The sequence below is a fragment of the Erythrobacteraceae bacterium WH01K genome (assembly GCA_027941995.1).
GTDB lineage: Bacteria > Pseudomonadota > Alphaproteobacteria > Sphingomonadales > Sphingomonadaceae > CAJXSN01.
Window position 1 is genome coordinate 1,122,418 of record CP115966.1, and the last position, 23,884, is coordinate 1,146,301.

General features: G+C 65.9%; 23 protein-coding genes. 17 read left to right on the plus strand and 6 right to left on the minus strand.

Translation table 11 applies throughout. The features are described 5' to 3' along the window. Positions 1–20: 20 nt before the first annotated feature. On the minus strand, positions 21–1,409 hold the full coding sequence (locus PF049_05530) for a leucyl aminopeptidase family protein (GenBank protein WBY17608.1): 1,389 nt from the start codon (positions 1,407–1,409) through the stop codon (positions 21–23). A gap of 96 nt (positions 1,410–1,505) precedes the next feature. Between PF049_05530 and map the strand changes: the two genes are divergently transcribed. Then, positions 1,506–2,333, plus strand: a complete 828-nt coding sequence (gene map / locus PF049_05535) for a type I methionyl aminopeptidase (GenBank protein ID WBY17609.1) — start codon at positions 1,506–1,508, stop codon at positions 2,331–2,333. Positions 2,334–2,347: 14 nt separating this feature from the next. Here the strand turns inward: map and PF049_05540 are convergent, their stop codons facing one another. After that, positions 2,348–3,019 (minus strand): heme exporter protein CcmB, encoded by a 672-nt coding sequence (locus PF049_05540; protein WBY17610.1) that lies wholly within the window; start codon positions 3,017–3,019, stop codon positions 2,348–2,350. After that, a complete protein-coding gene (gene ccmA, locus PF049_05545) occupies positions 3,016–3,591 on the minus strand; it encodes a heme ABC exporter ATP-binding protein CcmA (GenBank protein ID WBY17611.1) in 576 nt (191 codons plus the stop codon). The genes PF049_05540 and ccmA overlap by 4 nt, the downstream gene beginning before the upstream one ends. A gap of 63 nt (positions 3,592–3,654) precedes the next feature. Between ccmA and PF049_05550 the strand changes: the two genes are divergently transcribed. Further along, a complete protein-coding gene (locus PF049_05550) occupies positions 3,655–3,945 on the plus strand; it encodes a 4a-hydroxytetrahydrobiopterin dehydratase (GenBank protein WBY17612.1) in 291 nt (96 codons plus the stop codon). An 8-nt stretch (positions 3,946–3,953) separates the two neighbouring features. Here the strand turns inward: PF049_05550 and PF049_05555 are convergent, their stop codons facing one another. The 3 genes from PF049_05555 to PF049_05565 form a co-directional block, all read right to left on the minus strand. Further along, positions 3,954–4,760, minus strand: coding sequence for an SDR family oxidoreductase (locus PF049_05555; protein WBY17613.1), 807 nt, complete (start codon positions 4,758–4,760; stop codon positions 3,954–3,956). A 99-nt stretch (positions 4,761–4,859) separates the two neighbouring features. Beyond that, positions 4,860–6,818 (minus strand): S9 family peptidase, encoded by a 1,959-nt coding sequence (locus PF049_05560; protein WBY17854.1) that lies wholly within the window; start codon positions 6,816–6,818, stop codon positions 4,860–4,862. Positions 6,819–7,069: 251 nt separating this feature from the next. Next, positions 7,070–7,690 carry a DNA-3-methyladenine glycosylase 2 family protein gene (locus PF049_05565; GenBank protein WBY17614.1) on the minus strand — a complete coding sequence of 207 codons (621 nt, stop codon included), beginning with the start codon at positions 7,688–7,690 and terminating at the stop codon, positions 7,070–7,072. A gap of 116 nt (positions 7,691–7,806) precedes the next feature. On the opposite strand from PF049_05565, the gene PF049_05570 reads away from it, so the two are divergent. From PF049_05570 to murC, 15 genes are all read left to right on the plus strand, one after another. Continuing rightward, positions 7,807–8,124, plus strand: a complete 318-nt coding sequence (locus tag PF049_05570; GenBank protein WBY17615.1) for a 2Fe-2S iron-sulfur cluster-binding protein — start codon at positions 7,807–7,809, stop codon at positions 8,122–8,124. Between the two features lie 42 nt (positions 8,125–8,166). Further along, positions 8,167–9,177, plus strand: a complete 1,011-nt coding sequence (locus PF049_05575) for a cysteine synthase A (GenBank protein ID WBY17616.1) — start codon at positions 8,167–8,169, stop codon at positions 9,175–9,177. A gap of 50 nt (positions 9,178–9,227) precedes the next feature. Continuing rightward, positions 9,228–9,605: a hypothetical protein gene (locus PF049_05580; protein WBY17617.1), complete on the plus strand. Its 378-nt coding sequence runs from the start codon at positions 9,228–9,230 to the stop codon at positions 9,603–9,605. 28 nt (positions 9,606–9,633) lie between these two features. Next, the gene (locus PF049_05585; GenBank protein ID WBY17618.1) at positions 9,634–10,434 is read left to right on the plus strand and encodes a Gldg family protein; all 801 of its coding nucleotides are present in this window, start codon (positions 9,634–9,636) and stop codon (positions 10,432–10,434) included. A gap of 290 nt (positions 10,435–10,724) precedes the next feature. Next, complete coding sequence (locus PF049_05590; GenBank protein WBY17619.1) at positions 10,725–11,225, plus strand: division/cell wall cluster transcriptional repressor MraZ; 501 nt, start codon at positions 10,725–10,727, stop codon at positions 11,223–11,225. Continuing rightward, positions 11,222–12,160 carry a 16S rRNA (cytosine(1402)-N(4))-methyltransferase RsmH gene (gene rsmH, locus PF049_05595; GenBank protein WBY17620.1) on the plus strand — a complete coding sequence of 313 codons (939 nt, stop codon included), beginning with the start codon at positions 11,222–11,224 and terminating at the stop codon, positions 12,158–12,160. Before PF049_05590 ends, rsmH begins: the two co-directional genes overlap by 4 nt. After that, a complete protein-coding gene (locus PF049_05600) occupies positions 12,157–12,720 on the plus strand; it encodes a hypothetical protein (GenBank protein WBY17621.1) in 564 nt (187 codons plus the stop codon). The genes rsmH and PF049_05600 overlap by 4 nt, the downstream gene beginning before the upstream one ends. Then, a complete protein-coding gene (locus PF049_05605; GenBank protein ID WBY17622.1) occupies positions 12,717–14,438 on the plus strand; it encodes a penicillin-binding protein 2 in 1,722 nt (573 codons plus the stop codon). The genes PF049_05600 and PF049_05605 overlap by 4 nt, the downstream gene beginning before the upstream one ends. Beyond that, complete coding sequence (locus tag PF049_05610; GenBank protein WBY17623.1) at positions 14,435–15,928, plus strand: UDP-N-acetylmuramoyl-L-alanyl-D-glutamate--2,6-diaminopimelate ligase; 1,494 nt, start codon at positions 14,435–14,437, stop codon at positions 15,926–15,928. The genes PF049_05605 and PF049_05610 overlap by 4 nt, the downstream gene beginning before the upstream one ends. Further along, positions 15,929–17,458 carry a UDP-N-acetylmuramoyl-tripeptide--D-alanyl-D-alanine ligase gene (locus tag PF049_05615; protein ID WBY17624.1) on the plus strand — a complete coding sequence of 510 codons (1,530 nt, stop codon included), beginning with the start codon at positions 15,929–15,931 and terminating at the stop codon, positions 17,456–17,458. It abuts the gene before it with no gap. 32 nt (positions 17,459–17,490) lie between these two features. Continuing rightward, positions 17,491–18,561, plus strand: a complete 1,071-nt coding sequence (gene mraY / locus PF049_05620) for a phospho-N-acetylmuramoyl-pentapeptide-transferase (GenBank protein ID WBY17625.1) — start codon at positions 17,491–17,493, stop codon at positions 18,559–18,561. A gap of 7 nt (positions 18,562–18,568) precedes the next feature. Then, a complete protein-coding gene (murD, locus tag PF049_05625) occupies positions 18,569–19,954 on the plus strand; it encodes a UDP-N-acetylmuramoyl-L-alanine--D-glutamate ligase (GenBank protein ID WBY17626.1) in 1,386 nt (461 codons plus the stop codon). Next, positions 19,951–21,177: an FtsW/RodA/SpoVE family cell cycle protein gene (locus PF049_05630; protein ID WBY17627.1), complete on the plus strand. Its 1,227-nt coding sequence runs from the start codon at positions 19,951–19,953 to the stop codon at positions 21,175–21,177. Before murD ends, PF049_05630 begins: the two co-directional genes overlap by 4 nt. Beyond that, the gene (gene murG, locus PF049_05635) at positions 21,174–22,409 is read left to right on the plus strand and encodes an undecaprenyldiphospho-muramoylpentapeptide beta-N-acetylglucosaminyltransferase (protein ID WBY17628.1); all 1,236 of its coding nucleotides are present in this window, start codon (positions 21,174–21,176) and stop codon (positions 22,407–22,409) included. The genes PF049_05630 and murG overlap by 4 nt, the downstream gene beginning before the upstream one ends. Then, positions 22,409–23,839, plus strand: a complete 1,431-nt coding sequence (gene murC / locus PF049_05640; protein ID WBY17629.1) for a UDP-N-acetylmuramate--L-alanine ligase — start codon at positions 22,409–22,411, stop codon at positions 23,837–23,839. Before murG ends, murC begins: the two co-directional genes overlap by 1 nt. Positions 23,840–23,884: the final 45 nt, after the last annotated feature.

Sequence of the window (23,884 nt, forward strand, 5' to 3'; positions counted from 1 at the left end):
CGGGAGAACCGCAAGCAGCGCTAGTCGGCCCCGTACCGGCCGAGCAGCATGTGATAGCTCGCGCGAAGGCCATAGGCGGCACCGCCCTTGGGCCGGCCGGGCTTGGGGAAGGGGCGCCAGCCGAAGGTGTCGAAATGCGCCCAGTCGATTCCGTCGCCCACGAACTTGTCGAGGAACAGTCCCGCCACGCTGGCACCGGCATAGGCATTTCCATGCGCGTTGTTGGTGTCGGCAATGTCGCTGGCGAGATACTCGCGGTAGGCATCGGGCAGCGGCAGGCGCCACGGTTCGTCGTCATTCGCCTTGCCCGCCGCGATGAGGTCGGCAGCGGTTTCGTCGCGCCGCGTCATCAGCGCAGGCAGGTCCGGCCCCAAAGCAACGCGGGCCGCGCCGGTAAGCGTGGCGAAGTCGATGATGAGTTCGGGATTTTCCTCGCTGGCGCGGGTCAGCGCATCGCCCAGGATCAGGCGTCCCTCGGCATCGGTATTACCGATTTCCACTGTCAGACCTTTACGCGAATTAAGCACATCGCCCGGGCGGAAGGCGTTGGAGGAAATGGCATTTTCCACCGCCGGGACCAGCAGGTGCAGGCGCACGGGTAAATTGGCCTGCATGACGAGACCGGCCAGCGCGATCGCGTGGGCGCTGCCGCCCATGTCCTTCTTCATCAGCTTCATGCCGGCCGCGGACTTGACGTCCAGCCCGCCGGAATCGAAGCACACGCCCTTGCCGACGATGGCGACGACGGGATCGCTTTCCTTGCCCCATTTCAGATGCATCAGGCGGGGGGCATGCTTGCGGTCGGCAGCGCGGCCGACGGCGTGGACCATGGGATAGCCCTGTTCCAGGGCATCGCCCTTCACGACGTCCATCGTCGCGCCGTGTGCCTTCACCAGCGCTTCGCATTCCGCCTCGATCGCGGCGGGGCCCATGTCCTCTGCCGGCGTGTCGACCATGCGCATGACCTGCATGACGGCCGCCGCCTCCGCGATGGCAGGCTCTATGGCCTTCACCTGCTTCGTCAGCAGGATACGGGGACCGGCGGCAGTTTCGTCATCCTTGTACCTGGTAAAGCGATACTGCGCGGTCAGCCAGCCATGCATGGCCGGGCCCGGTTCGCCATTGGCGCGGCGATAGGTGCCCTCAGGCAGCATTTCCGCCAGCTTCGCCATGCACCAGCTCGACAAGGCATCGGGATCGGCAACGCCCCCGACGGCGAACCATCCGTCACCGTCCGGCACGATCGCGACCTGATACCCCTTGCCCGTAAATTTCTGCCCTTCCAGCGAGGCGCGTTGTCCCGCCGTCAGGCTTTTCGACCATTCTGCAAAACCGTCTTCATTGACGAGGTGGATGGGGACGGCGTTCTGGTCGCGGTCGGGCTGGATCAGGTCTTTGATGTCATTCATGGCCGCACATTTGGGACCGATAGGGCGCGCTGGCAATCCCCCGGGACCGCCTGCGCCATCTCGCAATTTGCCCGCGCACGCGCTACATGGCCTCCCATGACCGAATATCAGACCATTACCGCCGCCGACGAAGTCCAGCGCGACGGCACGATCAAGCTGCATGACGAGAGCGGCTTCGAAGGGATGCGCAAGGCCGGGCGCCTGGCTGCCGAAATCCTCGACGAGGTGACCACCATGGTCGAACCGGGCGTGACGACCGAAGCGCTCGATACGGCCATTCGTGGCATGATGCTGGACGCTGGAGCAGTGCCCGCTACGCTGGGCTATCGCGGTTACACGCACAGCAGCTGCATTTCGCTGAACCATGTCATCTGCCACGGCATCCCGTCGGACAAGGTGCTGAAGGACGGCGATATCCTGAACATCGATATCACGCCGCTGCTGGACGGCTGGCATGGCGACACCAGCCGCATGTTCTTCGCCGGCGAGCCGTCGCTGAAAGCGAAGCGGCTGGTCGACGTGACGCATGAATGCCTGATGCTGGGGATCGAGGCTGCGTCCCGCCCCGGAGCGCGGCTGGGCGATATCGGCGCCGTCATTGCGGACCATGCGAAGCAGTATCGCTACGGCGTGGTGCGCGAGTTCTGCGGACACGGGCTTGGCCGGATGTTCCACGACGAACCCGAAGTCGTCCACCAGGCAGAGGCCGGGACGGGGCCGGAGCTGAAACCCGGCATGTTCTTCACCATCGAACCGATGATCAATCTCGGCCGTCCCTGGGCCAAGATCCTGAAGGATGGCTGGACCGCCGTGACGCGGGACAAGTCGCTGTCGGCCCAGTTCGAACACTCGATCGGCTTGACCGAGAACGGTGCCGAGATCTTCACCAAGAGCCCCAAGGGGCTGGACAAGCCGCCTTACTGATTAGGCGCCCCTGACTACGAGCCGCGTGCGGCCCTGATGGCCGCCCCGGCGGCGAACGGGGCCAGCGCGGCGAGTGCGAGGCTGATAGCTCCGGCAAGCGCCAGTCCGGCGCTGTCGGGCCGGGACAGCGCGCCCGCGCCGAAAATCAGGATGGGCGCGGCAAGCGGCAGGAACAGCAGTCCGGCAAGCGCCGTGCCTGCCCTGAGACCCGCCATGACGGCCGATACGATGAGCCCGATGGCCGCCAGCCCGGGCGTGCCTGCCAGCAGGCCCAGCATCACCAATCCGGTCGCCTCGCCATCCAGCCCCAGCAGGGCGGCAGCTGGCAGGCACGCAAGGATCAGGAACGGGGCAAAGGCCAGCCAGTGAGCGGCAAGCCGTGCGGCCATCGCCGTCTCCTCCGCTATTCCGCGTAAAGCCAGTTGGTCGAATACGCCTTCGTCCAGATCGGCACTGACCAAGCGGTCTAGGGGGAGGATGGCTGCCAGCAGGGCCGCGATCCACAGGACGCCGCCACCGGTCCTTGCGAGCACGGCGGGGTCGGGCCCGACGGCGAACGGGAAAAGCATTGCAACCGCGAGGAAGAAGACGAGCGGCAGGATTGCCCCGCCGCGCGATCCGCCGCCCGTGCCGATGGGCAGGAGCAGCGACAGGTCGCGCGCGAGCAATGCGGTGAAGGCTCTCACGCGGCAGGCTCCAGCGCGAGTGCGGGAATGTCGAGGCCGGTCGGCTGGTGCGAGGCGATGATGCACAGGCCGCCACCTTCCCGGTGGGCACCGACCATCGCGGCTACCGTTTCCTGCGCCTGCCGGTCGAGGCCGTTCAGCGGTTCGTCCAGCAGCCAGATCTTGGCGTCCTGTCCCGCGAGCCGCGCCAGCGCTGCCCGCTTCCGCTGGCCGGTGGACAGGTAGCGTACCGGGATGCCCAGCAGCGGGGTCAGGCCCAGCCGCTCGTACACGGGCGACGGATCGGCGGTCCTGTCGAGCCGGCCCCAGAAAGCCAGCGCCTTCTCCAGCGTCGCCTCGCCGTCGAGCGCCAGCCGCTCGTCCAGCATGGCGACCGGGCCTGTCCGTTCGACGCGGCCGGCAAACGGGCGCGACAGCCCGGCGAGCAGGCGCATCAGACTGGTCTTGCCGACGCCGTTGGGTCCGGTCACATGCAGCGCGTCGCCTGCCTCGAGCGACAGCGAAAGCCCGCGGAAAAGCAGGCGCTCGCCCCGTCGGCAGGCTAGGTCGGTGGCGGCGAGACGCGCTTGCATGGACAGGCGCGATAAGCGAAAGCCGCACGCGTCACAACGATTGCGATTGGGTGGAGATTATCGATGAGCGTGAGCAAACTGACGGCGAAGGAACGCGAAACCTGGCTCTCCGCGCTGGAGGACTGGACCTTGGCCGATGACCGCGATGCCATCCAGCGCACCATCGAATTCGCCGATTTCAGCGAAGCGTGGGGCTTCATGAGCCGCGTCGCCCTGCTTGCCGATAGCCAGGATCACCACCCCGAGTGGTTCAACGTCTACAACAAGGTCGAAATCACACTGACAACGCATGACGCGGACGGTCTGTCGCAGCGCGACGTCAAGATGGCGAAGGCAATCGACGCCCTGCTCTAGGCTGGCTCTCAGCGGCCAAGCGGGCGACTGTTGCTGCGCGACATCTTGCGAACGCGGCCGGGCATCCAGCGCGAGGCGAAGGCCATCCTGCGCGCGGTCTTGCCGACCTTCACGTGCAATTCGCTGCCATGGACGGCCCGCCACGCGGCCTCGCCCACTTCCTCGACCGGGGTGATTTCCAGCCCCCCGTCCTTCACCCGCTGGCGAATGCGCTCGTTCGATTTCGCATTGGGCGCGATGTCGAGCAGGGGCGTGTCGATGAAGCTGGGCATCAGGGATCGCACCTCGATCCCGTGTTCCGCCCATTCGGCATCCAGGCTTTCGGTCAGTGCGCGCACGCCGAACTTGGTCGCGGAATAGACGCTGGCGCCGCCGGTTCCATAAAGGCCCGCCGCGCTCGCCGTGTTGAGCAGGCACGATCCCGGCGCGGTTTTCTGCAGGTAGGGCAGGGCTGCCTGCGCACCGAAGAAAGCGCCTTTCAGGTTGATGTCGAGGCAACGCTCGATTTCCTGCGTGCTGTTGTCGGCCAGCGATCCGCCCAGCGGGATGCCGGCATTGTTCGCCAGCACGTCGATCCGCCCGCCGGCGGCCAGGCTGAATGCTTCCAGCGCGACGTCCCACGCATCCCGGTCGCGCACGTCGAATACATGGCGATAGGTGAACCCGTTGCCGGTCAGCGCCTCTGTCTCCATCATCCCGCCATCGTTCACGTCGCCAAGGCCGATGAACCAGCCTTCCTTCGCGAAACGCAGCGCGATCGCGCGTCCGATGCCCGACGCGCCGCCGGTGATGAAAATTGCCTTGCGCTCTGCCATGCCCGAAACCCTCTCCTCATGCCCTCTTGTGAAACGGGGCCGCACCGCCATAAGACGATGCGGCCCCCGATGTCAGCCCGTTTGATAGGGTGCAGGTCGCTATTTCACGGCGTCCGACAGCCCTTGCACGAAATCCGCACCCTCGACGATCTGAGCCGTCGATGCGCCCACCGTGTCGCCGATCGGTTCCGCCCGTCCGCCGAGGCAGGTGGCGAGGAAATTCTCGGCAATCGCGTTGAAGGCGATGTTGTTTTCCGGCTTGGCGAAGCCGTGGCCTTCATCGGGATAGAGCACGTAGGTCACGGGGATGTCGTTGGACTTCATCGCCTCGACGATCTGGTCGCTTTCCGCCTGGTTGACGCGCGGATCGTTCGCCCCCTGTCCGATCAGCAGCGGCTTGGTGATGTTCTGCGCCGAATAGAGCGGGCTGCGCTCCTTCAGCATGGCGAGACCCTCCCGCGTATTGGGATTGCCCATCCGTTCGTGGAACTGGGCGATCAGCGGTTCCCAATAGGGGGGAATGGTCGAAAGCAGTGTCTCGAGGTTGGACGGGCCGACGATGTCGACTCCGCAGGCAAATTCGTCGGGCGTAAAGGTCAGTCCGGCCAGCGTGGCATAACCGCCATAGGAGCCGCCCATGATCGCGACCTTGTCCCGGCTGGTGACGCCGCGATCGACCGCCCACTGGACCGCATCCAGCAGGTCGTCATGCATCTTGCGTCCCCATTCCAGGTCGCCGGCCGAAATGAACTCCTTGCCGAAGCCGGTCGACCCGCGGAAATTGGTGCTGAGCACGGCATATCCGCGATTGGCCAGCCATTGGTGCGTGCTGTTGTATCCGTAACCGTCGCGCGCCCAAGGGCCGCCATGCACCAGCAGCACCATCGGGACCGGCTTTTCGGGTACGCCGTCCGCATCGGTGTCGGTACCGGGCGGCAGCGTCAGGTAGCTGGTCAGGGTCAGCCCGTCGCGGCTCTCGATCTCCAGCGCCTGCATCGGCTGCAGCGGAGCCCCTTCGAGATCGGGGCGTCCGGTATAGAACTCTGTCAGCGTTTCCGCATCGCGGTCGAACAGGTACACCTTCGTCGGCGCGGTCAGCGGGTCGTTCCATACCAGCCATTTGCGATCGTCGTCGGTCCGCGAATTGATGCCGAAGGCGCCGTCCAGTCGTTCGTCCAGCCAGTCCAGCGCTGCGCCGATGTCGCTGTCGAGGGCCGTCCATTCGGTCTTCAGGTAATTGACGGAATAAGCTTGCACCTCGCCCGTATCCTGATCGCGCAGCGTGCCGCCGATATCGGCGCGTGCATCCTCTGCGATGACGCGCGTCTCGCCGCTTTCCACGTCCATTGCGATCAGCGCAGCGGTGTTGCGCCCGCGGCTGTCGGTCCAGTACAGGGTCTGCCCGTCACGGGTGAAACCGGCGGGGCTAGTCGTCAGCGAGTCGGCCAGGTCGGTGCTGCTGAAGGGCTCTTCCTCGACCTTGCCATTCTCGACCCGGAAGAAGTCCATCCCGCCTGCCGCATTCGGCCTCAGCGCCAGGCGCAGGTCCAGATTGTCGTCCGCGACGAAACCGGCATAGGCATCGTTCTGGATCACCAGTTCCAGCGCGCCGGTGTTGAGATCGAGCAGGTGGACATCGTGGAAGCGCGGATCGCGGTTGTTCAGCCCGACCAACACCTTGTCCTTGTACCGGTCCGACGCGCCGACGATCTGGACGCGCGTGTTCTCGAAATCGGTCAGCGTGGTTTCCGACCCGGTTTCGATATTCACGCCGTACATCAGGAAATTCTCGTCGCCGCCCTTGTCCTGGACATACAGGATCGACCGGCTGTCGGGCGCGAAGAAATACTGGCGGATCGGGCGGTCGGTCGCTTTCGTCAGGACGCGCGCGTCGTCCGGATCGTCTGCCGGTGCGATCCAGACATTGAGCACGCCGTCCTGTGGCGCCAGCCAGCCGAGCCACTGACCGTCGGGGCTGATCTGGCCACCGGCCCGCGTCGGATTGCCGAACAGGACATCGCGGGGAATCAGGGGGGCGGCTTCGTCGGTCTTGGTCATCTGTGCTCCGGAACTGGCGTGTGATCCGCCGTGATGGTCGGCAAGGGCAGGGTGCGGCGTGGCAAAGGCCAGCGCGGATGCCGCTGCCATGAAGGAAAGCGTTCGTGCAGGGGATTTGGTGCGGTCGGTCATCAGTGCAACTCCCATCTCTGATTTCTCTCTCGATCCCTTATCAAGCAGCCTTGTCTCAAGGTCAAGCGAACTTGTCATTCTGGTTTCTCTGTTCTGTCAGCGGCGCGTGCCGGCGACGGTCAGATCGCCTCCATGTTGTATGTGTCCCATGCGAAGATCGCCATCGCGCCGCGATACGGACGCCACGCCTCTGCAATGGCGCGAACGGTTTTTTCCGGCGGCAGGTTTTCGTCCAGCTGCATGATCTTTCCGACCGCCTTCTGCACGGCGAGATCGCCGGCGGGCCAGATATCGCTGCGCCCCTCCGCGAACAGGAGGTATATCTCTGCCGACCACCGCCCGATTCCCTTGATGCGGGTCAATTCCGCAATGGCGGCTTCGTCGTCGGCGGGGAGGGCGCCAAGGTCGAGCGAGCCTTCCGCCACCAGTTCGCACAGCGACCGGGCATAACCCTGTTTCTGGCGCGACAGGCCGCAGGCGCGCAGCGTGTCGAAATCGCGTGCCAGCAAGTCGCGCGCGTCCATTTCCTCGCCCAGTTCTGCCTCCAGCTTGCGCCATACGCTGGCAGCGGCGGCGACGCTCACTTGCTGGCCCACGATGGTCCGCAGCAGCGTGCGATAGCCGGTTTCGCGATTACGCGGCTCGGGATAGCCGGCCACTTCCAGCGCGCGGGCGATTTTCGGTTCGCGGGCCGCCAGTTCGTCGAGCGCGGCGGTAATCTGCCCCTGCGTCAAACCCATGCGTCAATCCTTCCGGGGCCGGAGCCCTCTCTTGCCTTCGATCGCGAGGCGTCCTAGCAGCCGCGCTTCATCCCGTGGAGGGATGCCTTGAACTGTAAGGAACAGGAAGCAAGACCATGCCCAAGCTGGTAGTCGTGACGCGCGAAGGACAGGAATTCACCGTGGAGGTCGAGGACGGCCTGACCGTGATGGAGGCAATCCGCGACAACGGTTTCGACGAATTGCTGGCGCTGTGCGGCGGGTGCTGTTCCTGCGCGACCTGCCACGTGATGGTCGACCCGGCTTTCGGCGACAAGCTGCCCGAAATGAGCGAGGACGAGGACGACCTGCTCGAATCCTCCGATCACCGGGCCGAAAATTCGCGCCTGTCCTGCCAGATCCCGTTCACCAGCGAACTGGACGGGCTGAAGGTGACTATCTCCCCTGAAGATTAAGGTTGCTTGGCGGGCGGGGCGCGGCAGCCTAACTGGCGGTCCATGAATATCACCTCCCCCCAAGAGAACACGCTGGACCTGATCGGCAACACGCCGCTGGTCCGCCTTGCCGGGCCGAGCGAGGCCGCCGGCTGCGACATTTACGGCAAGTGCGAATTCGCCAATCCGGGCGCCTCGGTGAAGGACCGCGCCGCGCTTTACATCATCCGCGACGCAGAGGCGCGCGGCGACCTGAAGCCGGGCGGCTGCGTCGTCGAAGGCACGGCCGGCAATACGGGCATCGGCATTGCACTGGTCGCCAATGCGCTGGGCTATCGTACGATCATCGTGATACCCGACAACCAGTCGAAGGAGAAGATGGACACGCTGCGCGCACTGGGCGCGGAGCTGGTCACGGTTCCCCCGACCAAATATGCGGACCCCAATCATTTCCAGCACGTCTCCCGCCGTCTGGCGGAAGAAACGGACGGTGCGATCTGGGCCGGTCAGTTCGACAACACCGCCAACCGCAAGGCCCATATCGAGGGCACGGCGGCCGAGCTGTGGGAACAGCTGGACGGAGGCATTACCGGCTTCACCTGCGCCGCAGGAACGGGCGGGACGATTGCCGGGGTCGGGCTCGGCCTGAAAGAACGCAATGCGGGCTGCGTCATCGCGCTCACCGACCCGCACGGCGCGGCGCTCTACAATTACTATGCCCATGGCGAATTGAAGGCCGAGGGGTCTTCGGTCGCGGAGGGGATCGGGCAGGGCCGTATCACCGGAAACCTGGAGGGCGCGCCGATCGATACGCAGTACCGCGTGTCGGACGAGGAAGGACTGGAATGGGTCCGCCGCCTGCTGCGCGAAGAGGGTCTGTGCCTTGGCCTGTCGAGCGGGATCAACGTCGCCGGTGCGATCGCACTGGGCCGCGACCTGGTGGCCGAGGGACGGAAGGACGTGAAGGTCGCAACCATCCTGTGCGATACGGGCTTCCGCTATCTTTCGACGCTCTATAACGCGGACTGGCTGCGTGAAAAAGGCCTGCCGGTGTTCGACTGGCTCGAAGGCTAGGCCTGCTCGTTCATTGACGGTTTCGTCGCTTGCAGGCAAACCGGCCTGCAATGGCACTCGTACCGATCAACAAGCTGATCCGCGGCGAAAGGAACGCCTCCGCGCCCGACGACGAGGCGCAAGTGGCGGCCGCGCCGCTGGGCGGTACCCGTTCGGAAGCGATGCACCGTCTGCAGGTCGGCGTGGGCGGACTGCTGTCCATGGTCCTGCTGGTGGGGGTTGCCAATGTCGTGGTCGACCAGGCCCGGGAGTCGGAGGCGTCGACCGTGCCGCAGGCCGCCGCGACGGTACAGCCGGCTCCGACGCAGAACGATCCGCTGGTCGATGCGGGCATCGTGCCCGACCTCCCGCCGGAAGCCGACCAGACCCCCTTGCCGGAAGGTCCGGTCGTGCCGGAGCAGGGCGAAGGGGCGGTTCCCGCCGAATAATCCCTTACCAAGTGCAGGACCCCCCGGAATGAAAGCGATTGCCCTTGCCGCTGCCGTATCGGTGATGATGTCAGGTTGCACCGCGCAGGATACGCCCGGTGCCCCGGATGCGCCCGCGGAGACAGCCATCGGCGACAAGCCGAAGCTGGGGCTGATGACGACGCTGCCGATCCTGTGGAGCGGGCACGGCGAATTCGGCGAAATGCTGTCGGGTGAAGAAGAGCCTCACTGGGCGCGGGGCGTCCTGTCGGAAATGCACGATCTCCAGGCGCTGGATGTCCTGACGCCCGCGGCGCTGGACGAGATAGCGCTGCTCGTCCTCGCCCAGCCGCGCATGCTGTCCGGCGAGGAAAACGTCGCGCTCGATGAATGGGTGCGGGGTGGTGGCCATGTGCTGGTCTTTGCAGATCCCATGCTGACCGAGCATTCCGATTTCGGGATCGGCGACAAGCGCCGCCCGCAGGACGTGGCGCTGCTGGACCCGATACTGGCGCGCTGGGGTATGACACTGGATGCGGGGCCTCCGAAGCTGGAGACGACGTTCGCGCCCCTCGGCGCGGCGCAGGTACCGCTCCGGGCCGAAGGATTCCTCGAGTTCCGCGATCCGGCAGGGGGCGCCGAGACACGCTGCGCCCATGTGGTAGGCCGAATACTCGCGCGGTGCGATATCGGAAGCGGGAGCGCGGTCGTCCTCGCCGATGCGGCCGTTCTGGAAGCACATCCATGGGCCGAGGAGGGTATCGACGAGCCGTCCGAGGCTGCCCTGCGAGAGCTTTTGGGGATTGCCGGGGAAAGGACCCGGAGTCGTCCCGGGAAAACCGGGGAATGACGGGCCCCAAGCTCTGCAAGCCCGGATTTGGTGGCCGCCGCACGCTGGATATGCGGAGCCGACATTAAGAAATTGGTAAGAAAATCAGTTAACTATCGCTCTTTCCCAAAAAAACCCGTGTTTTCCCCTTTTATCCCGCGATGACGCGGGGTAAGACTGCATTTCATCGGACATGAGGATTCCGCTGCGCCTTAACCATCCGGTTGGCGAGCTGCCCGGGCGTGCGCGCGGGCGGCGGCGGGAAAGCCGTGTCCATTCGATCGGTGCGCTCATTCGGGGAAGAGCGGGGAGTGGGAAGCGGTTTTCCAGGCTATTCGGGACAGGCCTTTTCGCCGGCAGGCGATAAGGGTCGTTTCTCGCTGCCGCCTGCATTCCGCAAGGCGGTGAAGGAGGCCAGCGACGGCAACCGCACCCTGTGCCTCGACAAGCACCCGCAGTATAAATGCCTCGTGGGCTTCGGCACCGGGCGGCGCGACGAATTGCAGGCCCAGCTCGACCGCGAGGCGGACCGCGCCGACCGGCACGACCGCGATTTCGACTACGATGCGCGCGCCCAGCAGCTGTTCGGTTTCGAGATGCTGCCCTTCGACGATAGCGGCCGCTTCGTAATGCCCGCCTTCCTGAGCGATCTGGCAGAGATAGAGGACGGCCTGTTCTTCCGCGGCGCCGGCCGGTCCTTCACGATCTGGAACCCGAAGGAACTGTTCAAGATGGGCCCGGAATGGGAGGCTGCGCAAGCCGCCTGCCGCAGCCTGATGGAACAGGCTGCAGCGAAGGGGAAGGGCAAGTGAACGCGTCCCATGTCCCCGTCCTGCTCGATGAAGTCGTGGCCGCGCTGGACCCGCAGCCGGGCGATGTTCTGGTCGATGCGACATTCGGCGCAGGCGGCTATACGCGCGCCCTGCTGGACCGCGGGGCGACCGTTCATGCCTTCGACCGCGATCCGGATGCGATCGCGGCGGGGCGCGAATGGGACGAGGCCCGGCAGGATCCGCCGCGGCTGGTGCTGCATCCCCATCGTTTTTCCGAAATGGTCGGATCGCTTGCCGCTGCCGGTATTTCGTCCGTCGACGGCATCGCAATGGATATCGGCGTTTCCTCCATGCAGCTCGACCAGGCGGAGCGCGGTTTCGCGTTTTCCTCCGACGGTCCGCTCGACATGCGGATGAGCCAGTCCGGCCCCAGTGCGGCGGATTTCCTGAACACCGCCGATGCCGATGCCATCGCCGACGTGCTCTACCAGTATGGCGAAGAGCGCCAGTCGCGCCGCGTCGCACGCGCCATCGTGGCCGCGCGGCCGCTCCACACCACGGGTGATCTTGCCCGCGTCGTGCGCAAGGCGCTTGGACACCGACCCGGCGCGCCGAAGGATCCGGCTACACGGTCTTTCCAGGCGGTCCGCATCCATGTGAACGGCGAACTGGACGAACTGGAAGAAGGCCTGCGCGCAGCGGAGCGGCTGCTTCGAACCGGCGGCAGGCTGGCTGTCGTCAGCTTCCATTCGCTCGAAGACAGGATTGTGAAGCGTTTCCTCAAGGACGCTTCCAGAGCGGCCGGCGGTGGCTCTCGTCACCTTCCCCACCTCGACGCCCCGCCGGCCGTTTTCTCTCGGGTGTCGAAAGCGATCCGGCCCGGCGATGCGGAAGTCGAGCGCAATCCACGCGCGCGTTCCAGCGTCCTGCGCCATGCCATGCGCACCGAAACCCCGGCGAGGGAAGCGGCATGATCGTGCGTCAAAGCCGCCTGCGCCAGATTGGCTGGCTGGCCCTCCTCAGCATCTGTCTCGCGCTGTTCGTTGCGCTGTCTTTCCGCGTGAATGCGGTAAAGAGCGAAGTCGTGCGGACCGAGCGCGCGATCATCGCGCTGGAACGCGAGACGCGCCGGCTGGAAACCGAATTCCAGACCCGCGCCAACCAGCAGCAGCTGGCGACATGGAACAGGGTCGAGTTCGGTTACGAAGCGCCGCGCGCGGACCAGTATTTCGACACCGAACGCCAGCTCGCCGAACTGGGCGAGGCCCGTGCGCCAGGCGCGCCGTCCCCGATCCGGGTTGCGCGCGCTCCGCAGGACGGTGAAGCCGATGCGGCTGGCGACAATTCGCTGATCGCCATGGTTTCGCCGCTGACGGGCCGCCCGGCCAATGCGTCCGGCCGCGAAGAGATGTCGGCCCGGCCTTCTCCGCGCCAGACGCCTTCGCGCAGCGCCGACAGCGCTGCCGGATCGCTGGCCGACCGCCTTGGCGCGCCGCTCGATTTTTCTGCTTCGGTTGCCGAGGTGTCCGAATGACTGCGATCCCGATGAACACGGCCATCTCCATCGGCCGCGCGCGGCCCGTGACTCAGCGCCACGAAGCGGTGCTGGTCGCCCGGATGCGCGTGTTGCTGGTCGCGGTCCTGTTCGCGCTGGTCGCCCTGGCGGCGCTCGTGCGGATCGTGTGGCTCGGCATCGGCGGCAGCATGACGGGGCCGGCTTCGCTGGAAGAGGCGCTGCTGCCCCAGCGCGGCGAAATCGTCGACCGGAACGGCATGCCGATGGCGCGCAACTTCCCCGCCCGTGCGCTCTGGTTCAATCCCGATGCGATGGGCGATGGCGGCGAGCCGCTGGTACGCCCCGCCAGCGTCATTGCGAGCGAGATCGCTGAGATTTTCCCCGACCTGGACAAGGCGACCGTCGAACGGCGCCTGACCAGCGGCAAGGCCGGCTACATTCGCCGCCGTGTATTGCCGGAAGAGGCGAACAGGCTCCACGCGCTGGGCGAGCTGGCGCTGGAAATGCCGGAGGAGACGGATCGCCATTACCCGCAAGGCTCGCTCGGCGCGCACGTGCTGGGTTATGTGACGCATGATGGCGAGGGCCGCGTTGGCATGGAGCAGGTGCTGCAGGAGCGCCTGACCGATTCCGCCCGCCGGGGTGAAGCGGTCGAATTGTCGCTCGACATGCGGGTGCAGGGCGCTCTGGAAGACGAATTGCGCCGCGGCATGCTGTCGACCAATGCGATGGGCGCGGCAGGCATCGTGCTGGACGTCGATACGGGCGAGGTCATGGCTCTGGCCTCGCTGCCGGAATTCGATCCCAACAAGATGGATCGCCGCGTCGTGGATTACGAATTCAACCGTGTGACCAACCAGGTTTACGAACTGGGTTCGACGTTCAAGCCGCTGAGCGTGGCGGCCGCCATCGATGCCGGGGTCGTGCGCGATTTCTCGAAGCGGTGGAATGCGCGCCCGGTCGAAATTTCCAACGCGACGCTGAAGGACAGCCATTTCCTTGGCGACAGCCTGAACGTGCCCGAGGCGCTGATCCATTCGTCGAACACCGTGACGGCGCGTATCGCCGACGCGCTGGGCGCCGAAAAGATGCGCCGGACGCTGATGGACCTGGGCATGCACGAGCGCCCCTATATCGAGCTCCCCGCGCGCGGCCATCCGATCTGGCCCGGCGACAACTGGCCGCGCATCCGTAACATGACGGTCAGCTATGGTCACGGTGTCGCGGTCACGCCGCTGCATCTCGCCAGCGCCTATGCCGCGATGGTCAACGGCGGCATCTGGCGCCCGGCAACGCTGAACAAGCTGGAAGCGGGCAAGGCCCCGCGCGGTCGCCGCGTCTTCAAGGAATCGACCAGTTCGCGGATGCGCCAGCTGCTGCGCATGATCTCGATCTACGGCACGGGCAAGAACGCGGATGCCGTCGGCTACCGCGTGGGCGGCAAGACGGGCTCGGCGGAAAAGCCGGGCCGACGGGGCTACCGCGAGACCAGCCTCGTCTCGACTTTCGCGGCAGCGTTTCCGATGGACAATCCGCGCTATGTCATCGTCGCCATGCTGGACGAGCCCAAGGGCACGCATGCCAGTTCGTTCCAGCGCACCGCCGCATGGAATGCCGCGCCCGTGGTCGGCCGGCTGGTCCCGCGCATCGGCCCGCTGCTGGGCGTGCGGCCGGATACGACCCGCGATGTCGATATTTCCGACCTCAGGCCGCTGGTTCCGGGAGGTCGTACATGAAGCTGGGTAAACTCGCCGAAGCCGCAGGTGTTGCGCTCACGCAAGAGTCCGACCGGAACGTGACCGGCTTCGCCATAGACAATCGCAAGGTTGCGCCGGGCACCATCTTCGGAGCGTTCCAGGGCAGCACTGTCAACGGCGAGGATTTTATTCCGCAGGCAATCGAAGCCGGGGCCGTCGCGGTCGTCGCCCGGCCGGAGGCAGAGGTGAGCGGCGCGGTCCATATCGCGGATCCCGCCCCCCGCCGGGCGTTTGCCGCACTGGCCGCACAATTCTTCCGCCCTGTGCCCGGCACGATCGTTGCGGTCACCGGGACCAATGGGAAGACATCCTGCGCCGAAATGACGCGCCAGCTATGGCGCATGGCCGGCGAACGGGCGGCCAGCATCGGAACGCTGGGCGTAACCACGCCGGATGAAAGCGTTTCCACCGGGCTGACCACGCCAGATATCGTGACCTTCCTCGGCAATATGAGCGGCCTCGCGCGGGAAGGCGTTACCCATGTGGCTTACGAGGCATCGAGCCACGGTCTCTCGCAGTACCGGAATGAAGGACTGCCCGTTGCCGCCGGTGCCTTCACCAATTTCAGCCGCGACCATCTCGATTACCACGCCTCGATGGAAGAGTATTTCGAGGCCAAGATGCGGCTGTTCGACGAAGTCGTGATGCGCGGCGGCAAGGCCATCGTGTGGACCGGCGACGAATGGACGAAAAAGGCGGCCGAGCGGGCGAAAGCCAACGGGCTGGAAGTGCTGACGGTCGGCGACAGCGGCGATTTCATCCGCCTGCTGTCCCGGACGCCGACGCAGCTGGGACAGGAGCTGGAGGTCGAGCATGGCGGCGAGGTCCGGAAACTGCGCCTTCCGCTGATCGGAGCCTACCAGACGGCCAATGCGCTGACGTCTGCTGCGCTGGTGCTGGCAACCGGCGGCGATGCAGGCCGTGTCTGGGACGGCGTTTCGCGCCTCCAGCCGGTGCGCGGGCGGCTCGAACGCGCGGTGATCGCCCCGGGCGGGGCGCCGGTCTATGTCGATTACGCCCACACGCCCGATGCGCTGGAAGCGGCGATCGAGGCCCTGCGTCCGCACGTGTCGGGCAGGCTCATCACCGTGTTCGGTGCAGGCGGCGACCGCGACCACGGGAAACGCGCGCCAATGGGTGAAGTCGCCTCTCGGTTGTCGGACACGGTCATCGTCACCGACGACAATCCGCGCGGAGAAGATCCGGCCGCGATACGCGCAGCGGTTCTCGGCGGAGCGGGGGATAATGCCAGAGAGACGGGTGACCGGCGCGCGGCAATCCGACAAGCCATCGCGCTGGCGGGGAAGGACGACATCGTCCTCGTCGCGGGCAAGGGGCATGAAACGGGGCAGATTATCGGCGCAGGCGACGCGGTGCGCGTCCTGCCGTTCGACGATGTACAGGTGGCACGCGAATGCAGCGCGCCGGATGCCGGTGACGGCGCCCAATCCAATGCGGGACGTGATTGAATGACTGCTAGCCCACTTCGCAAAGACCACGGCGCAGCGCCCCGGCATCCGGCCATCAGGTCGTGGCCGCGCACGACGCGCGACCAATTGCCGCTGGCGCTGTGGTCCGCGGCAGAAATCGCCGAAGCCGTCGGCGGCACGGCGAGCGACGATTTCCAGTGCTCAGGCGTCGAAATGGACAGCCGGGACGTGCGCCCGGGCGACCTGTTCATTGCTCTGAAGGGCGAGGCGATGGACGGCCACGAATTCGTGGACAAGGCCTTTGCCGCCGGTGCAGCCGCTGCCATCGTCGATCGTCCGGTCGACGGGCCCCACGTACTGGTTGGCGACACCACCGAGGCGCTCCACGCCCTGGCCCACCACGCGCGGGACCGTTCCTCAGCGAAGCGCATTGCGGTCACGGGCTCGGTCGGCAAGACCGGCGTCAAGGAGGCGATTTTCTCAGCCCTCGACCGGTCGAGCAGGGGCCACGCCCACCGTTCTGTCCGCAGCTACAACAACCATGTCGGCGTCCCTCTCAGCATGGCCCGGATGCCGGCGCGCAGCCGTTTCGGCATTTTTGAGATGGGCATGAACAATGCGGGCGAGATACAGGGCCTGACCGCCAATGCGCGGCCTCATGTCGCCGTCGTGACGACCATCGCCCCGGCCCACATCGAGAACCTCGGCAGCATGGAAGCGATCGCCGATGCCAAGGGCGAGATTTTCAGCGGCCTCGTCGAAGGCGGCACGGCGGTCATCCCCGCCGACAGCGAATATTCCGCGCGCCTGATCGGCCACGCGGAAAAGGCGGGCGCGAAGGTCGTGACCTTCGGACGATCCGAGGGCGCGACGGTCCGCATCCTCGATGCCATTCCGGCGGCCAATGGCGGTTCGCTGGTCACCGCGCAGGTCGGCGACACGCGTCTGTGCTATTCCGTGGCCGAGCCCGGCGAACACTGGATCGCCAATTCCCTGTGCGTCCTGGCTGCCGTGCAAGCGGCGGGCGGCGATCTGGGCGCGGCGGGCCTCGCTCTCGCCGAACTCGGCGGCCTGAAGGGGCGCGGGGCGCGTCACCAGCTGACCGTGCCGGGCGGCAAGGCGCTGCTGGTCGATGAGAGCTACAACGCAAACCCTGCGTCCATGCGAGCAACGCTGCGCCAACTTGGCCAGACGCCCGCGACGCGCCGGATCGCTGTGCTGGGCAGCATGAAGGAACTGGGCGATTTCGGCCCGGCCATGCACGCAGCGCTCGCCGACCCTCTGGTGGATGCGAAAATCGATTTCGCCATCCTGGTAGGGGAAGAGATGAAGGCTCTCGGCCAGGCGCTTTCCCGCGCCCGTGCGGGGGCGCTTTCGCAGGACATGGGGAAACCCGCAGGCGAGGCGCTTGGCAACATCCCCGCCTTCGCGCATTGCGAAGGGCCTGCCGAGGCAATCGCCGCGGTGGAAGAATACGGCCTCGCCGCTGGGGACGCGATGCTGGTCAAGGGGTCCAATTCTGTCGGTCTCGGCAAATTGGTCGACCACTGGACCGCCCGCCGATCCTGACGAAGCCCGGCAATGGAGGCCGATAAGCCAGAATGCTTTACCTGCTAGCAGAATGGATGGAGTTCGAGGGACTGTTCAACCTCGTGCGCTACCAGACGTTCCGTGCCGGGGCGACGCTGATGACCGCGCTGGTGATCGGCCTGATCATCGGCCCGCGGCTGATCGACCTGCTGCGCGTGCGACAGGGGAAGGGGCAACCGATCCGCGAAGACGGGCCGCAGACCCACCTGGCGAAAGTCGGGACGCCCACCATGGGCGGACTGATGATCCTGATTGCGCTGGCGCTCAGCCTGCTCATCTGGATGGACCTGTCCAACCCCTTCGTCTGGGCGTGTCTCGCCGTGACGGCCGGCTTCGGCCTGATCGGCTTCATGGACGATTACGACAAGGTGTCGAAGCGCAGCCACAAGGGTGTGTCGGGCAAGGTGCGCCTGCTGCTGGAATTCATCGTCGCGGGCATTGCCAGCTACATCATCGTCAGCCAGATCAATACCTGGCTCTACGTCCCGTTCGTATCGGACCGCGCGATACCGCTCGGCTGGGGTTATTACCTGTTTGCCGCGTTCGTGATCGTGGGCGCGGGCAATGCCGTGAACCTGACGGACGGGCTGGACGGCCTCGCCATCATGCCGGTCATTATCGCCGCCGGGACCTTTGCGATCATCGCCTACCTGACAGGCCGCGTGGACTATTCCGAATATCTCGGCATTCCCCATGTGGAAGGCGCGGGGGAACTCGCGATATTCTGCGCCGCGATCATCGGTGCAGGCCTTGCCTTCCTGTGGTTCAACGCACCGCCTGCCGCCGTTTTCATGGGCGACACGGGCAGCCTTGCCCTTGGCGGGGCGCTGGGCGCGATTGCGGTTGCCAGCCACCACGAAATCGTGCTCGCCATCGTGGGCGGCCTGTTCGTGTTCGAGGCGCTGTCGGTCATCATCCAGGTCTTCTGGTTCAAGCGTACCGGCAAGCGCGTGTTTCGGATGGCGCCCATCCATCACCATTTCGAACAGCTGGGCTGGAGCGAGAGCAAGGTCGTGATCCGGTTCTGGATCATCGCCATCGTCCTCGCGATTATCGGCCTCGCCACGCTGAAGCTGCGGTGACGGCCGCGTGATCACCTCGCCCGCCTTTTCCGGGAAGCGCTATGCCGTTCTCGGCCTCGCCCGCTCGGGAATGGCGGCAGCGGAGGCTTTGCTCGCCAGCGGGGCGCAGGTCACCGCGTGGGACCGGCAGGAAGAGCCGCGCGCGCTGCTGGAAGGGCGGGCCGACATTGCCGACCCGCTGACGCTGGACCTGACCGGCTATGATGGCATCGTCGTGTCCCCCGGTGTGCCGCTGAACACGCATCCGATTGCGGATCACGCTGAACGGTTCGGGGTCCCGGTCATCGGTGACATCGAACTGTTCGCGCAGGCCCGTGCCGATCTGCCGCCGCACCGCGTCATCGGCATTACCGGGACCAACGGCAAATCCACCACCACCGCATTGACTGCGCATATCCTCGACCATGCCGGGGTGCCCTGCCGGATGGGCGGCAATATCGGCGTGCCCGTTCTGGGGGAGGAGCCGCTGGTGCCGGGAGACAGCGGGACGGGCGTCTACGTGCTGGAACTGTCGAGTTACCAGATCGACCTGACCCGCTCCCTCGCCTGCGAGGCGGCCGTATTGCTGAATGTCACGCCCGACCATCTCGACCGCTATGACGGGTTCGAGGCCTACGCCTTTTCCAAGGGGCGGCTTATGGCGATGCAGGGTAGCGGACAGTTCGCGGCCTATGGCTGCCAGGATGCCACCACCCGCGCAATGCGGCAGGCAGAGCAGGCGCGGCGCGGGGACAGCCTGGCGGTCTGCCTCGAGCCTGGCCGTCTTGCTGAACTCCAACCGGACTGGCCTGCCCTGCAAGGGCCTCATAACCTCCAGAACGCAGCCGCAGCGATCACTCTGGCCGAGGTCATGGGCGTCCGCCGCGAACAGTGGGAACCGGCCGTGCGGACCTTTCGCGGCCTGCCCCACCGGATGGAAGTCGTGTGCGAATGCGATGGTATCCTCTTCGTCAATGACAGCAAGGCGACCAATCCCGCCTCTGCCGCGCCTGCGCTGGCCGCCTGGCCTGCCGGGGACAATGCGCGCATCCACTGGATCGTGGGCGGTCTGGCGAAGGAAGACGGGCTGGGCGAATGTGAAGAGCAACTGGCCAATGTCGCCCATGCCTACACCATCGGCGAGGCGGGGCCGCGGTTTGCCGAACTGCTGGACGGCCGCGTTCCGGTCGAGCGGTCCGAACTGATCTGCGAAGCGGTGAAGCAGGCCTTCGCCGCCGCGGGGCCTGGCGATGTCGTGCTGCTGTCCCCCGCCTGCGCCAGCTTCGACCAGTTTCGCGATTTCGAGAAGCGGGGCGAGCATTTCCGCTCCATCGTCGGCGCCCTGACCGGCTGCGAAGTACCCGCCGGCAGCGAGCCGAGCCTCACGAAGGCCGCGGAAGGGACGCAATCATGAGTGCGCCAGCCCATATCCGCGCCGCACAGGGGCGCCCGGGCGGCACGGTCGACCGCTTCGGGGGAACCCGGACATCGGATTTCAAGATCTGGTGGCGCGAGGTGGACCGTGTCCTCCTGTTCCTCGTCCTTGTCCTGATGGCCATCGGCGCTGCGGCCGTGGCGGCGGCATCGCCTGCCACGGCACGCCGCCTGTCGACGTCGGAAGTGCGCCTGGACGACCTGCATTTCTACTGGATCCACATGCGCTGGCAGGTCGTCGGGCTCGCCGTGATGCTGGGCGCGTCTTTCCTGAGCCGCGACAGCGCGCGGCGTATCGGCGTGGTGCTGGCAGTCGCCATGATCGGCGCGCTGATGCTGGTCCCGCTGATCGGACACGAAGTGAACGGCGCGAAACGCTGGATCAGGTTGGGCATCGGTTTCCAGCCGAGCGAATTCCTGAAACCGGGATTCGCCATTCTGCTGGCATGGATCTTGAGCTGGCGTCTGCGCGATCCGGGGCTTCCCGTACTGGCGATCGTGTCGGGCGTCGCGGCCTTTGTCGGGATGCTGCTGATGCTGCAGCCCAATCTTGGCGCGACGATCCTGTTCGGCGGGGTGTGGTTCGTGCTCGTGATGCTGTCCGGCGTATCGTTCAAGAAGATCGCCATGCTCGTCGGCGGCGGCGTGGGCCTGCTCGTGCTCGCCTATTTCACCTACGACAATGCGCGGCACCGTATCGATGCGTTCCTGGGCGGCGGTACCGCCTATGACCAGGTCGATCTTGCCAGCCGCACGCTTATGTCGGGCGGCTGGACGGGGGCGGGCTTCTGGCTCGGCACACGCAAGATGACGCTGCCCGAGGCGCATACCGACTACATCTTCTCCGTCATCGGGGAAGAGTTCGGCCTGATCTGGTGCGCGATGATCGTTATTCTCTACCTCGCCATTGTCGGGCGGGCGCTGGTGCGGCTGGCGGACGAGGAGAATCTGTTCGCCTTGCTCGCCGCTGCTGGACTGACCGTACAGATCGGCGGGCAGGCCTTCATCAACATCATGGTGAATTTGCAGCTTTTCCCGTCCAAGGGAATGACATTGCCGCTTGTCAGCTATGGTGGTTCGTCGACCATCGCGGTAGGTCTGACAGTCGGGCTGCTGCTTGCTATGACGCGGCGCAACCCGTTCCTGACCCGTGAGACACCGGGGATGGCTTCCCTCTTGTCCGACAAGGATCACAATCGATGAGCAGTGCTGCGCCCACCGGCGCCAACCGCCATTATGTACTCGCAGCCGGCGGGACCGGCGGACACATGCTGCCCGCCTTCGCGCTGGCGACCGAGCTGGAACGCCGCGGCCACCATGTCGCGCTGGTCACCGATGCACGCGGAGCGAAGATCCCGGGCAAGCCGGACTTCCTTCCTGCCCATGTCATTCCGGCAGGCCGTTTCGGCAAGAACCCGCTGCGCTGGCCGGGCGGGCTGAAGGCCCTGTGGCAGGGCCGCAAGATGGCGCTGCGCCTGTTCGAGAGTTTCCAGCCCAGTGCCGTCATCGGCTTCGGCGGATACCCAGCAGCGCCCGCCCTGCTGGCGGCGACCTCTGCCGGCATTCCCAGCCTCGTGCATGAACAGAACGCGGTGCTGGGCCGCGTGAACCGCCTGCTGGCCGGCCGGGTGCAGGCGATTGCGACCGCCTATCCGGAAATCGAGCGGCTGGCGGACAAGCATCAGGGCAAGGTCCATCTGGTCGGCAATCCGGTGCGGGCCGAGGTCCGGACCCTGCGCGAGCAAGAATTTCCCGCCGCGAGCGAGGACGGCCTGCTCAAGGTGCTGGTGACCGGCGGCAGCCAGGGCGCGCGCATCCTGTCGCAGGTTGTGCCCGACGGGCTCGCCATGCTGCCGCCAGCCCTGCAGCAGCGGCTGCAGGTAACGCAGCAGTGCCGCCCGGAAGACCTCGACGCCGTGCGCGAGCGGTATCGCAGCCACGATATACCGGCGGAACTGGGAACCTATTTCGAGGACATGGCCTCGCGCCTTGCCGATGCGCATGTCTTCATCGGGCGCGCCGGTGCATCCACCATCGCGGAGCTGACCGCGGTGGGCCGTCCCGCCATACTGGTCCCGCTCGCCATCGCGACCGACGATCACCAGGCGGCGAACACCCGCGAAATGGTCAAGGCCGGCGGCGCACGCATGATCCGCGAGGATAATTTCAACGCGAAGGAACTGGCCAAGCAGGTGCAGGCCCTCGGCCAGAGGCCGGATACCCTGGCCAATGCGGCCCATGCGGCATGGAATTGCGGCCGCCCTCGCGCTGTCGAGGATCTGGCAGACCTGCTCGAAAGCTTCGGCGGGGCGGACATGATGGACGTGATCAAGGTGGGCGCGAACAATGCGCGCGGGGCATCGCAGGGGGTGCCCGTCGGTCAGGGCGCGTCGGCGCGAACGGCTACGGAAGCGGACAGAAAGGCGAATGGCTGATGCGCGGCGTCCCCACAGATATCGGTGTGGTCCATTTCGTCGGCATTGGCGGGATCGGCATGTCCGGCATTGCCGAGGTGATGCACAATCTCGGCTACACCGTGCAGGGCAGCGACCTCAACGAAGGCCACACGGTCGACCGCCTGCGCGAACGCGGGATCGCGGTGAAGATCGGCCACGCGAAGGAGAACGTGGAAGGGGCCAGCGTGGTCGTCACTTCCACCGCGGTGCGCCGGACGAACCCCGAAGTCGCCGCTGCGCTGGAAAGCCGCACGCCGGTCGTTCGCCGTGCCGAAATGCTGGCCGAACTGATGCGGCTGAAAAGCACCATCGCCGTTGCCGGCACCCACGGCAAGACGACGACGACCAGCATGGTCGCGGCGCTGCTCGATTGCGGCAATATCGATCCGACCGTGATCAATGGCGGCATCATTGAGCAGTACGGATCGAATGCGCGCCTCGGCGACAGCGACTGGATGGTGGTCGAGGCGGACGAGAGCGATGGCAGCTTCCTGCGGCTGGACGGGACGATCGCGGTCGTCACGAATATCGATCCCGAGCATCTCGACCATTATGGCGATTTCGACGGGGTGAAGCGCGCCTTCGTCGAGTTCATCCACAATGTCCCCTTTTACGGCGCGGCGATCCTGTGCATCGACCATCCCGAGGTGCAGGCAGTCATCGGAAATGTCCGCGACCGCCGCGTGGTCACTTACGGTTTCTCCCTGCAGGCCGATATCTGCGGAGTGAACATCCGCCCCGACGAAGGCGGGAATACCTTCGATGTCATCGTGCGACAGCGGGGCGAGGAAGATCGCCGGATCGAAGGCGTGCGCCTGCCGATGCCCGGCCGTCACAATGTCCAGAACGCGCTCGCCGCGATTGCCGTCGCGATAGAAATGGGCTGTCCGGACGAAGTCATCTGCAACGGCTTCGGCAGCTTCGGCGGTGTCCGCCGCCGTTTCAGCCGGGTGGGCACGGTTCCGGTCGATGGCGGCGAAGTCCAGATCATCGACGATTACGCGCACCACCCGGTGGAAATCACGGCCGTTCTCGGCGCAGCGCGCGAAAGCGCTGGTGCCAGTGGGGGCCGCGTCATCGCGGTCATGCAGCCGCATCGCTATTCGCGCCTCGGCGACCTGATGGACGATTTCCAGAGCTGCTTCAACGAAGCGGACACGGTCTATGTCACTCCCGTCTATGCCGCCGGGGAAGACCCGGTCGAAGGCGTGGATAGCGAGGCGCTGGTGACAGGGATGCGATCGCGCGGTCACCGCGACGCATCGACAGTCGCGGACCACGCAGACCTGGCAGGCCGGCTGGCGGACAAGGCGCAGGCCGGCGATATCGTCGTGTGCCTCGGCGCGGGCGATATCACGAAATGGGCCGCCACCCTTGCGGACGCCGTCAGCGCGGAGCGTGCGGCATGAGCCATGCGAACCAGCCCGGGGACTGGCCCGTGTTCGATGACGGAC

Bases quoted from the DNA above. Each gene is read 5' to 3' on its own strand.
- PF049_05530 (WBY17608.1), bottom strand. From the start codon at position 1,409: ATGAATGACATCAAAGACCTGATCCAGCCCGACCGCGACCAGAACGCC.
- map (WBY17609.1), top strand. From the start codon at position 1,506: ATGACCGAATATCAGACCATTACCGCCGCCGACGAAGTCCAGCGCGAC.
- ccmA (WBY17611.1), bottom strand. From the start codon at position 3,591: ATGCAAGCGCGTCTCGCCGCCACCGACCTAGCCTGCCGACGGGGCGAG.
- PF049_05550 (WBY17612.1), top strand. From the start codon at position 3,655: ATGAGCGTGAGCAAACTGACGGCGAAGGAACGCGAAACCTGGCTCTCC.
- PF049_05555 (WBY17613.1), bottom strand. From the start codon at position 4,760: ATGGCAGAGCGCAAGGCAATTTTCATCACCGGCGGCGCGTCGGGCATC.
- PF049_05560 (WBY17854.1), bottom strand. From the start codon at position 6,818: ATGACCAAGACCGACGAAGCCGCCCCCCTGATTCCCCGCGATGTCCTG.
- PF049_05565 (WBY17614.1), bottom strand. From the start codon at position 7,690: ATGGGTTTGACGCAGGGGCAGATTACCGCCGCGCTCGACGAACTGGCG.
- PF049_05570 (WBY17615.1), top strand. From the start codon at position 7,807: ATGCCCAAGCTGGTAGTCGTGACGCGCGAAGGACAGGAATTCACCGTG.
- PF049_05575 (WBY17616.1), top strand. From the start codon at position 8,167: ATGAATATCACCTCCCCCCAAGAGAACACGCTGGACCTGATCGGCAAC.
- PF049_05580 (WBY17617.1), top strand. From the start codon at position 9,228: ATGGCACTCGTACCGATCAACAAGCTGATCCGCGGCGAAAGGAACGCC.
- PF049_05585 (WBY17618.1), top strand. From the start codon at position 9,634: ATGAAAGCGATTGCCCTTGCCGCTGCCGTATCGGTGATGATGTCAGGT.
- PF049_05600 (WBY17621.1), top strand. From the start codon at position 12,157: ATGATCGTGCGTCAAAGCCGCCTGCGCCAGATTGGCTGGCTGGCCCTC.
- PF049_05605 (WBY17622.1), top strand. From the start codon at position 12,717: ATGACTGCGATCCCGATGAACACGGCCATCTCCATCGGCCGCGCGCGG.
- PF049_05610 (WBY17623.1), top strand. From the start codon at position 14,435: ATGAAGCTGGGTAAACTCGCCGAAGCCGCAGGTGTTGCGCTCACGCAA.
- PF049_05615 (WBY17624.1), top strand. From the start codon at position 15,929: ATGACTGCTAGCCCACTTCGCAAAGACCACGGCGCAGCGCCCCGGCAT.
- mraY (WBY17625.1), top strand. From the start codon at position 17,491: ATGCTTTACCTGCTAGCAGAATGGATGGAGTTCGAGGGACTGTTCAAC.
- PF049_05630 (WBY17627.1), top strand. From the start codon at position 19,951: ATGAGTGCGCCAGCCCATATCCGCGCCGCACAGGGGCGCCCGGGCGGC.
- murG (WBY17628.1), top strand. From the start codon at position 21,174: ATGAGCAGTGCTGCGCCCACCGGCGCCAACCGCCATTATGTACTCGCA.
- murC (WBY17629.1), top strand. From the start codon at position 22,409: ATGCGCGGCGTCCCCACAGATATCGGTGTGGTCCATTTCGTCGGCATT.